Consider the following 12,151-nt stretch of genomic DNA (forward strand, 5'->3'; position numbering starts at 1 on the left):
CTTGAGGATTATTATCAACCGCCGTAAATAGTGGCTGTATAGGGGATACACGCGAGGAGACGTTTTGAATGCAGTCCTGTTAAAAAAAGATTCTTTTTATTAAAAATAAAGGCCGAAAATAAATTTTCGGCCTTTAAATCAAACATTAACAGCGCACTTCAAAAATAACTATTTTGCGGTTGCCTGCATCGCAATGGCGGTATCCAGCATACGGTTGGAGAAACCCCACTCGTTGTCGTACCACGCCATTACTTTCACCAAACGGCCATTCACACGAGTGTGATTGGCATCAAACGTTGATGAATGCGCGTCATGGTTAAAGTCAATGGATACCAGCGGTTGAGCATTGACAGCCAGTACGCTCGAATTGGCAGCGGCCTTTTCGAGGATCTGGTTGATCTCTTCCTTGCTGGTATCGCGCCCTGCGTTAAAGGTTAGATCCACCAACGACACGTTAATCACCGGTACGCGCACGGCCAGCCCATCCAGCTTACCTTCCAGCTCAGGCAGCACCAAACCCACCGCAGCGGCGGCTCCGGTTTTGGTCGGGATCATGGAGTGAGTGGCGCTGCGTGCGCGGTACGGGTCGGTATGATAAACATCCGAAAGATTCTGGTCATTGGTATAAGCGTGAACGGTCGTCATCAGGCCGTTTTCGATACCTATAGTGTCGTTCAGCGCTTTGGCGACCGGTGCCAGGCAATTAGTCGTGCAGGAGGCATTGGAGACAACCTTATGCTCAGCAGTCAGCACGTCATCATTAACACCGTAGACAATCGTTGCATCCGCATCCGGGCTGGGTGCCGAAATCAGTACTCGTTTAGCGCCCGCTTCCAAATGCTTGGCAGCGGCTTCTCGCTTGGTAAATAGCCCCGTGCACTCCATGACCAAATCGATATTCATGGATGCCCAGGGGAGGCTGGCAGGGTCGCGCTCGGAAGAGATCGCAATCCGGTCGCCGTCAACGCTGATACTTTCTGCGTCGTGCTCTACAGTGAAGGGGAAATGCCCATGCACCGTATCGTGGCGTAGTAAATGCGAATTTAGCGAAGGATCGCCAAGGTCATTAATCGCCACTACCTGAATTTTGTCACGGTAATCGTTTTCATACAGGGCGCGTAAGACGTTACGGCCGATCCGTCCAAACCCATTAATAGCAACTCTGATCGTCATGCTGACACCTCATGCTCGGTGGTGGATGGCTTCATTCAAGTAAAAAAATTACCAAAAAGACACGTAAAAGCGTTTTAAAAAGAACAAAATCGCTTACAACGCTGCTTTGCTGGCTATCGAATAACCTATTTGTAGTAAAATTACTATATTATCACTATGGTCGTCTACACTTCACGCCGACAATTAAGCAGTCACCTTGCAGTCTGACAACACTGGTTTTTTGCTTTTTTTTAATATTTAAGGAGAGCCTGCTCATGAGCCTATCGAATTCACCTTTGCCGCTTCGCCGTACCAAAATTGTTGCCACACTAGGCCCTGCCAGCGACCAGCCAGGTATTCTTGAGGCGATGATCACGGCAGGCGTCGATGTCGTTCGACTTAACTTCTCCCACGGTTCTGCCGATGATCATCGCCGACGCCTACAGGATGTTCGCGATATCGCCCAGCGCTTAGGTAAATGTGTTGCTGCACTAGGCGATTTACAAGGTCCTAAAATTCGCATCGCGCGTTTTGCTGAAGGCCCTATTCATTTATCAGTAGGCGAAGCGTTTATTCTAGACATGGCGCTGGATACCAATGCGGGCAACAGTGAACGCGTTGGTTGTGACTACCCATCACTTATTGATGATGTAGCCCCCGGCGACCGGCTGCTGCTGGATGACGGCCGCGTTGTCCTGGATGTGACCTCCATTGCGGGCCAGGAAATACACACGAGTGTTCATGTGGGTGGCAAGCTCTCCAACAACAAGGGCATCAACAAACAGGGCGGCGGTCTTTCTGCTCCCGCCTTAACCGACAAAGACAAGGCCGATTTAAAAACGGCAGTGGAAATCGGCGTGGATTATCTGGCGGTCTCCTTTCCGCGTTCAGCAGACGATATGCGGGAAGCACGCGCACTGCTGGGCGAAGAAGGCAAAGAGATTGGCCTGGTCGCCAAGCTGGAGCGTGCCGAGGCAGTGGCAGATGATGAAACGCTGGACGGCATCATTATTGCCTCTGAGGCCGTTATGGTGGCGCGTGGCGACCTGGGTGTAGAAATTGGCGATGAAGCACTCATTGGCACCCAAAAGCGCATCATCAAACACGCCCGCTCACTTAACCGCGCCGTGATTACTGCCACCCAAATGATGGAGTCAATGATCGAATCCCCGCTGCCCACACGCGCTGAGGTGTTCGATGTGGCCAATGCGGTGCTGGATGCGACCGACGCCGTTATGCTTTCAGCAGAAACGGCAGCCGGTGAATTTCCGGTAGAAACCGTTGAAGCCATGGACCGCGTTTGCTTAGGCGCCGAGCGCGAGCGGCTGGCACAGTCGTCTGGCCACCGCATGCATGAAGGCTTTGAGCGCATGGATGAAACCATCGCCCTTTCGGCCATGTACGCCGCGAACCATTTAACCGGCGTTAGCGCGATTGCCTGCATGACATCGACCGGTTACACACCGCTGATTGCCTCGCGCATTCGTTCTGGCCTGCCAATTGTTGGCTTGGCGCATAGTCCCGTTGCCCAGCGCCGCATGGCACTTTACCGTGGCGTGGTATCGCTCCCCTTCAACACCACCGAAATGGAGCCCACTGAAGTAAACCAGCAGGCCCTGAAATTGCTTAAAGCCTATGGCCTAGCACGCCCAGGCGGGCATATCATTCTGACTCGCGGCGATCATATGAACGCTCATGGCGGCACCAACACCATGAAGATTATCGCTATTGAGCAGGAAACATCAGGAGAATAAACAATGAACGATGCCCGACCGCCTCGCCAAGCGCTACGTACCTTACCCGCTCAAAAGCGTATTGCACTTATCGCCCACGATGGCAAAAAGAGTAAACTACTGGAGTGGGCGGAACGCTGGCAGGAGACGCTGCGCCAGCATCACTTAATGGGTACGGGCACCACCGCAGGCCGGTTAACTCAGCAACTGGGCTTGAGCGTTGAAGGGTTAATGAGCGGGCCGCTAGGCGGCGACCAGCAGATAGGCGCACGCATCGCCGAGCAAAAGCTCGATATATTGGTGTTCTTCTGGGACCCGTTTGCTCCACAGCCCCACGACCCCGATGTTAAAGCGCTGCTACGCCTTGCCACGCTGTGGAATGTACCTGTCGCCAACAACGCAGCCAGTGCGGACTTCCTGCTCTCATCGCCCTATCTAAGTGAGCGCTACGATATGTCGATACCCGATGCTAACGCCTGGGCCAGCGCCAGGGTTTAACTTAAGGATTTAGCGCCCTTACCCACGCTGAAAAAGATGCCGCTTAACGACCTGCTGCCCGACGCCCCCCTGGCCTCGGGCAGTTTTTAGCGCACTGTTAAGCGTCAATTCTGCTATCCGATCATAATCCTGGTGCACCGAATTAATCGGCTGAGGCAAAAAATCCAGCAGGCGGTGATCACCAAAAGTGGCAAGCCGGATATGCCTGGAAAGCCCTCCACGTTCTAAAAACGCATCTAAAACGCCCTCCATCAAGGTATACGATGCGGTCACCAGTGCATCCAGCCCCTTGGGCTCGCTAAGCAGCTGTTGGGCAAGTTCCATCGCCTCACTACGCTCGTAGCGCTCAGCGCTCAAATACACTTCCTCGATATCGCGATCTTTTAACGCGGCCTCAAAACCGGCCCGGCGCTCACGACTAATAGACAACTCAGGCATGGCATCAAGCCAGGCAACTCGCCGCGTATCCTGGTTAAGTACCGAGAGCGTTAAACGCTCAGCGGCATCGTGATCATCACTAACAACACTGGAAAAGTAGTGGCTATCCAGCCCTCGGTCCATGCCCACCACGGCCCAGCCGTCGTTAACCAATTCCCTATAAAATGGGTCAACGTCGGCCAGGCAGCTGGCAGTAATCAGTACTTCACAGCGCTGAGCACGCAGGGCAAGCGCCAGGGCGCGCTCACTTTCGGCACAGTCATCCGAGCTTACAATCAGCAGCCGATATCCTTGCTCGCGCGCACCACGCTCCAAGCGCTTCGCCAAGCGTGCATAGCTGATGTTTTCAAGGTCAGGCACGATTAAACCAATCAGCCGACTGGCACCTCGGCGCAGCGCCGCCGCCTGTGGATCAATCTGATATTGATGCTCACGAACAACGCTCATGACCTTTTCAATCGTGGCGGCACTGATACGACGCTGTTCAGCCTGCCCATTAATGACATAACTGGCCGTGGTGCGTGAAACACCTGCAAGCCGCGCAATATCGGCTAATGTCATGTTTTTTCTCCTTATAAGCCTGCAAAGTGTAACAGCGCCTTGACGAGACCCCCACCAAAGTCTAAAAACACACCCCTTGCGCCTTTAGCTGAATCGTTTCAGCATTATCATCATAGACGGTAGGCATCGATCAATACCGTTACTCGGCATTTGTGTCCTTTACGTCGCCGTCGAGCCGTTACCGGACTCGTCCTTACAGGAGAATTGCATGCTCACACTCGGTCCTAATGACATCTTGCTTGACCGCCACGCCAACAATTGGCAAGCGGCGCTGGATGAGGCCGCCCGGGTACTGGCTGACGCGGGGCTGGTTGATCCTGCCTATCGCGAGGGCCTGCATGCCCGTGAGGCGCAGTCATCTACCTATCTGGGTAATGCTATCGCCATTCCCCACGGCACGCCCGAAAGCCGCCAGCATGTTAAGCGGACTGGCGTTCGAGTACTGCAATTTCCAGAAGGCATCGAATGGCACGATGGCAACCGCGTCTATGTACTGGTGACGATTGCCGCACAAAATGATGAACATTTGGATATTTTGCGCGCCCTAACACACGTACTGGACCGTGACGGCGTTGCTGAAGCGCTTGCCGCAGCCCGCTCCACCGAGGACGTCGCTCGCCTGCTGTCTAAATCTGCCCCAACGTCCAAACTGGATAGCGACACGCTTTGCCTACAGTTTCCCGCACAGAGTGTTCAGGAACTGGCCCTGGCAGCGGCCGCCCGCTTACGCCAAAGTGGCTGCGTGGATAACCACTTTATTGCCGATATTGCGGCGAAACCGCCGGTTTGGCTGGGCGATGGTTTTTGGCTTGCCAGCAGCGCCAGCGGCGTCCAACAGCCTGCCCTGAGCGTGGCGACACCGGTCGAAGCACGCATGGAAGAGAACGGCCATGCTGTTCACGGCCTGTTTTGCCTGGCAGCACAGGGAAGCGCGCACACCTCCCTGTTGGAGCAACTTCAGAAGGTGCTCGAAAACACCCCAAGCCACGCGTTACTAAAGGCAGATACCGCCCAAGTACTGGCTCAGCTTGCAGGTGAAACGGCCAATACGCATACCCAGCGCGTGCGTGTATTAAACCCCCACGGCCTGCACGCCCGTCCGGCTAAACGGTTGGTACAGGTAGCTCGAGCACAGGCCGTTGCGATTAACGTTCGCCTGGAAGAAGGCAGCCCCGCCAGCGTTTCCGCAGCGAGTCTGACCAAAGTCATCGGCTTGGGCGCACGCCGTGGCCAGTGGCTGGTACTTTCTGGCGAAGGCAGTGAAGCGCCACAGGCACTGGCCAACGTCACGGATGCGATTGAAGGCGGCTTGGGTGAAAAGGTAGCGCCTTTTGACAGCGGCCGAGAGCAGTTGGCGCCCCACCCTGCTCATAAGGAAACCGTTAAACCTTTGACGGCCGATACACCGCATACGGCGATTGCCGCCTCCCCTGGGCTTGCGATTGCGCCGGTGTTTGTTATTCGCCCTCAGCACTTTGACTACCCGGAACAGGCTGATAATCCCGACCGTGAACTGACCCGGCTGCACAATGCCATCCAGGAGGGCATTGCCCAGCTGGAAACCCTGGTGCGCAATGCGCCGGGTGGCGAAGTGGCCGATATCCTCTCCATGCATGAAGAGATGCTGGATGACCCCGAGCTGCACCGCGCCGCCGAAGATGCCATTCGTGAAGGCCGTTCAGCAGAGGCGGCCTGGTGGGAAGCGATTGAAACCGCCGCCCACGCGCAGGAAATGCTTGCCGACCGCCTGCTTGCCGAGCGTGCCGCCGACCTGCGTGATGTGGGTCGCCGCGTACTGAGTGTTTTGTGCGACACCCAACTCCCCGAGCCACCCAATCATCCCTACATCCTGGTGATGGACGATATTGGTCCTTCCGACGTAGCGCGCTTGGATACCTCCCGCGTGCGCGGACTTTTGACCGAACGTGGCGGCGCCACTGCCCACAGCGCTATTCTGGCCCGTGCGCTGGGTATACCGGCGGTGGTGGGCGCGGGCAAAGCGGTAATGGCCTTAGCCAATGCCAGCATGATGATTCTGGACGGTGAACGAGGCCGCGTCATTCCTTCGCCTTCTGAGCAGCGCTTACGCCGCGCCGAGCAGCACTTGCTTGATTTACAGACGCGTGAAGCCGATGCCTGGGAACGCCGTTATGAACGCGCCCAAACCCGCGACGGCCACTACGTGGAGGTGGCTGCTAACCTGGGCAACACCGCCCATGCAGAAGATGCGGTTGAGCGCGGCGCTGAGGGCGTTGGCCTGCTGCGCACTGAGTTCCTGTTTATGGCCCACTCAAGCGCACCCGACCTTGCCACGCAAACCGCCGAGTATCGGCAGGCCATCGACGCCCTGAATGGCCGCCCGTTAGTGGCGCGGACCCTAGACGTGGGTGGCGACAAGCCCCTGCCCTACTGGCCAGTCCCCCAGGAAGACAACCCGTTTTTGGGTCTGCGTGGCATTCGCTTGGCGTTAACCGAGCCCGACGTACTCGAAACCCAACTGCGCGCGCTACTCATGGCAGCCGCCCCGGTAGCGGGTTCAGAAGAGACGCCCAGGCCGCTGCGGATTATGCTGCCAATGGTCAAGGACGTGGCTGAATTTCGCGCCGCCAAAGCCATTTTTGACCGTTTGCTTGCGGAAATTCCCGCGGATGAGCGCGCAAGCGACGTGCAGCTAGGCGTGATGATTGAGATTCCCTCCAGCGCATTGCTGGCGCCAACGCTTGCCGCCGAGGTGGACTTCTTCTCGGTTGGCACCAACGATTTAACCCAGTACACGCTGGCGATTGACCGCGGTCATCCAGAGCTCTCTGCCCAGGCAGATGGCCTGCACCCGGCGGTTCTGCGTTTGATCCAGATGACCGTTGACGCCGCTCATGCCCAAGGTAAATGGGTCGGCGTTTGCGGTGAACTAGCCTCGGATACGGCGGCTATTCCCGTATTGGTTGGGTTAGGCGTTGATGAGCTTTCAGTTAGCGCCCGGCAAATTCCGTTGGTGAAAGCTCGCCTGCGCGAGTTCGATTTGGCCGATGCCCAGGCCAGTGCGCAACTGGCCCTAAGCCAGGCGACCAGCGCCGCTGTCCGCGACGCGCTGGAGGCACACTAATGGCCCGGGTTATTACCGTTACGCTTAACCCGGCGCTGGATTTAGCGTTTGATCTTGAAGAGTTAACGCTGGGCACGGTTAACCGCCCCAGGAACGCGCAGCTGGAAGCCGCGGGCAAAGGCGTTAACGTTGCACGAGTGCTGGCCTCGCTGGGCCATCACGTGGTGGTGAGCGGATTTCTCGGGTGCGATAACGATGGCCCCTTCCAACGGGCGTTTACGCAGCTAGGCGTTACGGATGCCTTTGTCCGCGTGCCGGGGGAAACCCGTATTAATGCCAAGCTGGCGGAAAAAAGCGGCCGGGTGACCGACATTAACGGCCCCGGTATCGGCGTAGATGCCACGCAAGTCGCCGCGCTTCTGAACAGCATTAAACAGCAGCTAAACAACGAGCCGGCCGATGCCATTCTTGTGGCAGGTAGCCTACCCCCTGGCTTAAGCCTGACAAGCTTTGCCACGTTGCTGACTGAACTAAAAGCCACCGGGGTGCCGTTATGGGTGGATACCAGTGGCGAAGCCCTGCTGTGCGCGATTGAAGCAGCCCCCGAAGCCGTTAAACCCAATGAATTGGAACTTGCCAGCTGGGCCGGTGAGGCACTGGATAATCACGCCAAGCGAGTAAGCGCCACCCGCCGCCTTTATCAGGCAGGTATCGGCCAAGCGCTACTTTCTGCCGGGGCCGACGGCGTTATTTGGGTGAACGCCAAGGGCACCTGGCAGTCAACGCCGCCCCGTGTTCAGACAGCCAATACCGTGGGTGCGGGCGATACCTTTGTGGCTGGCATGCTCCACGGCCTGCTCAGCCAGCAAAGTGACGAGGAAACACTGCGTTTTGCCACGGCGCTTTCCGCCGAATCTGTTCGCCATGTTGGCGTGGGCAATGCCCACGCGGACGACTTTGCCGTACTCCTACAACATACTCAGGTCCAGCGCCTGCACGCCAGCCGCACCGAGGGAACGTCACAATGAATATTATTCTAATTACAGCCTGCCCCAGCGGCATGGCAACGACTTTTTTGGCCGCCCGTCGCCTTGAACAAGCCGCTCAGCGCTTGGGTTGGAAAGTGCATGTAGAAATGCACGGAGAACTAGCACCGGTCGAGGCCGCCAATGCCGAACAAATTGCCCATGCCGATTTAATTGTCGTAGCCGCCGAGCACGTACCCGCATCGGAGCGATTTGAAGGCAAACGCCTTTACCAGGCACCGATTGCTCAAGCGTTGCCTGACCCGGACGCGTTTTTAACCACCGCTAAACGCGAAGCACCGTTGTATAGCGCCCCGGCGGCTACCTCTCAAACAAAAGCGCCAGCCGCTGCCGGCGGCCAAACCATTGTGGCCGTCACCGCCTGCCCCACCGGTGTTGCTCATACCTTTATGGCCGCAGAAGCGCTGGCTGAGGCGGGCAACGCCATGGGCCACTCAATACGTGTGGAAACCCAGGGCTCAGTCGGCGCCCAGGACAAGCTAACGGAAGACGAAATCGCCGCCGCCGACGTTGTCATTCTGGCCTGCGATATTGAAGTTGATCCAACGCGTTTTTCCGGTAAACGCGTGTACCGCACCTCGACCGGTACGGCGCTTAAAAAATCTCAGGCAACGATTGAAAACGCCTTGGCCCAAGCCAGTGTGGAAAGTGCAGGCACGGCTAATACGGCTTCAAATGAAAGCAAAAGCCTGAAAGAGAAAGGCGTGTATAAACACCTGCTCACCGGCGTGTCGTTTATGCTGCCCATGGTGGTGGCGGGCGGGCTACTAATCGCCCTGTCGTTTATGTTCGGCATCGAGGCGTTCGAGCAGAAAGGCACCCTGGCCGCTGCGTTGATGCAGATTGGCGGCGGCACTGCCTTCGCGTTGATGATTCCGGTATTAGCAGGCTATATCGCTTACTCAATTGCCGACCGCCCTGGTATTGCGCCGGGTATGATTGGCGGCATGCTGGCGGCGGACATTGGCTCGGGGTTTATTGGCGGTATTCTGGCAGGCTTTCTAGCCGGTTACGTAGCCCTTGCGGTCACTCGCCATGTGAAGCTGCCTTCGAGCATCGAGTCACTTAAGCCCATCCTGATTATTCCGCTGATCGCGAGCCTTGTGACTGGCCTGGTCATGATTTACATCGTGGGCGAACCGGTTGCTGCGCTGCTTAATGCGTTAACCAACTTCCTCGCGTCGATGGACTCCACCAATGCTGTATTGCTGGGTATTTTGCTGGGCACCATGATGTGCTTTGACTTGGGCGGCCCGGTTAACAAGGCGGCCTACACCTTTGGTGTGGGCCTCTTGGCCTCAGGCACCTACGGCCCCATGGCCGCGATTATGGCGGCAGGCATGGTACCGGCCATTGGCATGGGTATCGCAAGCTTCGTGGCACGCAATAAGTTCTCCGAGCCGGAACGTGAAGCCGGCAAGGCTTCGTTCGTACTGGGGTTGTGCTTTATTAGTGAAGGCGCGATTCCGTTCGCGGCCAAAGATCCGCTGCGCGTTATTCCCGCTTGTATCGCTGGGGGCGCCGTTACGGGTGCACTTTCGATGCTGGTGGGTGCCCAATTAATGGCCCCGCACGGGGGTATTTTTGTCCTGCTGATTCCTAATGCAATCACCCCGCCACTGCTTTACTTGGGCGCCATTGTGGCAGGCTCACTCATCACTGGCCTGAGCTACGCCTTTATTAAACGCGGCGCCGCTCAAGTGGCCGTCGCCAGCTAAGTGTTAGCTCAACACGAGCAGGCGCAATGCCTGCTCGTGGTTAGCCCAGTATAAAAGCTGCTGACGTCATTGCTGTTTTATTACCTGTTTTATCGCCACGCTCAACCGATAGTTGCCCTTATCACTTTTTTATGTAGTATTTTTACATAATCGATATCACCGCCATTTACCCCAGTTAACATTTGCCACTCAACAACAACGGACACGCGCTCTATGTTTCAACTCACCCGTAGCGTTACGTGGCAGGCGCTTGAACGCCTGCGCGACAACACCCATAACGACCGCATCCGGGACTACTTCACTAACGACCCAAAGCGCTTTGAGAAGATGAACCTCAAGGTAGGCGGTCTGTTTCTGGACTATTCAAAGCACCATGTTTCCGACGCAGTGCTCACCAAACTGATAGAGCTTGCTGACCACTCCGCACTGGTGCAGCGCCGGGCACAAATGTTTTCTGGCGATATTATCAACGTTACCGAAAACCGCCCGGTACTGCATACCGCGCTGCGTAACCTGAGTGACGAACCGGTGTATGTCGACGGCGAAGACGTCATGCCGGAAATTACCCGCACCCGCGAACAGATCAAACAGTTTTCTGAAACGGTACGCAGCGGAGAATGGAAAGGCTACAGCGGCCAATCGATCAAGGATGTCGTTAATATCGGGATTGGCGGCTCGGACCTTGGCCCCAACATGGCGGTGCGCGCGCTACTTAAATATCGTCATCCGGAGATGCACTTTCACTTTGTATCCAACGTGGACGGCACGCATATCCAGAAGGTGCTTTCGCGCTTGGACCCGGCCACCACGCTGTTTATCGTCTCGACCAAAACGTTCTCCACCCAGGAAACGCTGCTCAATGCAAAAACAGCGCGGCGCTGGTTCCTGGAGAACGCCGGAAGCGACGCGGATGTAGGTGCCCACTTTGTCGCCGCTTCTACCAACCGCAAAGCGGCTATGGAATTCGGCATTCGTGAAGAGAACGTGTTCGAGTTCTGGGCGTGGGTGGGTGGACGCTACTCCATGTGGTCCTCAATCGGCTTACCGATTGCCTTATCTATCGGTTTTGAAGGGTTTATTGAGCTGCTGGAAGGTGCTCACGAGATGGACCGCCACTTTATCGAGGCGCCTTTCTCGGAAAACATGCCGGTACTCATGGCGCTTATCGGCATCTGGTATATCAATTTTATTGGCGCAGAAACCCAAGCCATCGTGCCTTACGACCAGGCGCTTAACCAGTTGCCCTCCTTCCTGCAACAGCTGGATATGGAGTCCAACGGCAAATCGGTGGATATTTTCGGCCACCCGGTCAACTATAAAACCGGCCCGATTGTATGGGGTCAAACCGGCTCCAATGGTCAACACGCCTTCTTCCAACTGCTGCACCAGGGCACGCGCTACGTACCTATCGACTTTATCGCCTCGCTCAAGCCGGAGCCTGGCATGGAAGACCACCACTTTGCGCTATTAACCAACATGCTCGCCCAGGCCAACGCTTTTATGGAAGGCAGCCAGGGCGATGGTAAAGAGTTAAGCCAGCACGACCCCTACAGCTGCCCCGGCAACCGTCCATCCAGCACATTACTGTTGGATGAACTCACTCCCCGCAATCTCGGCGCGCTAATCGCACTCTACGAGCACAAGGTCTTTGTTCAAGGCGTGATCTGGAACATCAACTCGTTTGATCAATGGGGTGTTCAGCTAGGCAAGCGCATCGCCGGTGAAATCAGCGAGCGTATTGATACGAACGCAGCCGACTTTGATGCCTCAACGCAAGGATTGTTGAAATTGGTGCGCGCGCATTTTCCGGGTGGCGACACCAACAGCCAACACACTGAAAGCGCCAAAAAAGCGACCAGGAAAAAGAGTTAGCGGGTTTAATAAACAGAGAAAAGCGTTTATTCAAAGCCCTGGCGTAATAGCCGGGGCTTTTTATACGTAATCTGTATTGATTGATGCTGT

At 56.1% G+C, this 12,151-nt stretch carries 8 protein-coding genes; 6 read left to right on the forward strand and 2 right to left on the reverse strand.

Annotation, left to right across the window (positions count from 1 at the left end):
* Positions 1 to 168 precede the first annotated feature (168 nt).
* On the reverse strand, positions 169 to 1,173 hold the full coding sequence (gap, locus tag ACT3TY_RS11525) for a type I glyceraldehyde-3-phosphate dehydrogenase (RefSeq protein ID WP_444628317.1): 1,005 nt from the start codon (positions 1,171 to 1,173) through the stop codon (positions 169 to 171).
* 254 nt (positions 1,174 to 1,427) lie between these two features.
* Here gap and pyk point away from each other — a divergent pair, with 254 nt between their 5' ends.
* Both pyk and ACT3TY_RS11535 read left to right on the forward strand, forming a co-directional pair.
* Complete coding sequence (pyk, locus tag ACT3TY_RS11530; RefSeq protein WP_172118286.1) at positions 1,428 to 2,906, forward strand: pyruvate kinase; 1,479 nt, start codon at positions 1,428 to 1,430, stop codon at positions 2,904 to 2,906.
* Positions 2,907 to 2,909: 3 nt separating this feature from the next.
* Entirely contained in the window at positions 2,910 to 3,383 is a 474-nt protein-coding gene (locus tag ACT3TY_RS11535) for a methylglyoxal synthase (RefSeq protein ID WP_444628318.1), read from the forward strand.
* An 18-nt stretch (positions 3,384 to 3,401) separates the two neighbouring features.
* On the opposite strand, the gene cra is transcribed toward ACT3TY_RS11535, so the two are convergent.
* Complete coding sequence (gene cra / locus ACT3TY_RS11540; protein ID WP_444628320.1) at positions 3,402 to 4,382, reverse strand: catabolite repressor/activator; 981 nt, start codon at positions 4,380 to 4,382, stop codon at positions 3,402 to 3,404.
* Between the two features lie 208 nt (positions 4,383 to 4,590).
* On the opposite strand from cra, the gene ptsP reads away from it, so the two are divergent.
* From ptsP to pgi, 4 genes are all read left to right on the forward strand, one after another.
* Positions 4,591 to 7,485 carry a phosphoenolpyruvate--protein phosphotransferase gene (gene ptsP / locus ACT3TY_RS11545; protein WP_444628322.1) on the forward strand — a complete coding sequence of 965 codons (2,895 nt, stop codon included), beginning with the start codon at positions 4,591 to 4,593 and terminating at the stop codon, positions 7,483 to 7,485.
* Positions 7,485 to 8,453 carry a 1-phosphofructokinase gene (gene pfkB / locus ACT3TY_RS11550; protein WP_444628323.1) on the forward strand — a complete coding sequence of 323 codons (969 nt, stop codon included), beginning with the start codon at positions 7,485 to 7,487 and terminating at the stop codon, positions 8,451 to 8,453. Before ptsP ends, pfkB begins: the two co-directional genes overlap by 1 nt.
* Entirely contained in the window at positions 8,450 to 10,189 is a 1,740-nt protein-coding gene (locus ACT3TY_RS11555) for a PTS fructose-like transporter subunit IIB (RefSeq protein ID WP_444628324.1), read from the forward strand. The genes pfkB and ACT3TY_RS11555 overlap by 4 nt, the downstream gene beginning before the upstream one ends.
* Before the next feature lie 213 nt (positions 10,190 to 10,402).
* Positions 10,403 to 12,061 (forward strand): glucose-6-phosphate isomerase, encoded by a 1,659-nt coding sequence (pgi, locus tag ACT3TY_RS11560; protein ID WP_444628326.1) that lies wholly within the window; start codon positions 10,403 to 10,405, stop codon positions 12,059 to 12,061.
* Positions 12,062 to 12,151: the final 90 nt, after the last annotated feature.

This window comes from Halomonas sp. AOP22-C1-8 (genome assembly GCF_052378905.1).
GTDB classification, from domain to species: Bacteria; Pseudomonadota; Gammaproteobacteria; order Pseudomonadales; family Halomonadaceae; genus Vreelandella; species Vreelandella citrativorans.

Excerpts from the sequence above, each read along its gene's own strand:
- ACT3TY_RS11555 (WP_444628324.1), top strand. The coding sequence starts at position 8,450 with ATGAATATTATTCTAATTACAGCCTGCCCCAGCGGCATGGCAACGACT.
- pgi (WP_444628326.1), top strand. The coding sequence starts at position 10,403 with ATGTTTCAACTCACCCGTAGCGTTACGTGGCAGGCGCTTGAACGCCTG.
- ptsP (WP_444628322.1), top strand. The coding sequence starts at position 4,591 with ATGCTCACACTCGGTCCTAATGACATCTTGCTTGACCGCCACGCCAAC.
- pfkB (WP_444628323.1), top strand. The coding sequence starts at position 7,485 with ATGGCCCGGGTTATTACCGTTACGCTTAACCCGGCGCTGGATTTAGCG.
- ACT3TY_RS11535 (WP_444628318.1), top strand. The coding sequence starts at position 2,910 with ATGAACGATGCCCGACCGCCTCGCCAAGCGCTACGTACCTTACCCGCT.
- gap (WP_444628317.1), bottom strand. The coding sequence starts at position 1,173 with ATGACGATCAGAGTTGCTATTAATGGGTTTGGACGGATCGGCCGTAAC.
- cra (WP_444628320.1), bottom strand. The coding sequence starts at position 4,382 with ATGACATTAGCCGATATTGCGCGGCTTGCAGGTGTTTCACGCACCACG.
- pyk (WP_172118286.1), top strand. The coding sequence starts at position 1,428 with ATGAGCCTATCGAATTCACCTTTGCCGCTTCGCCGTACCAAAATTGTT.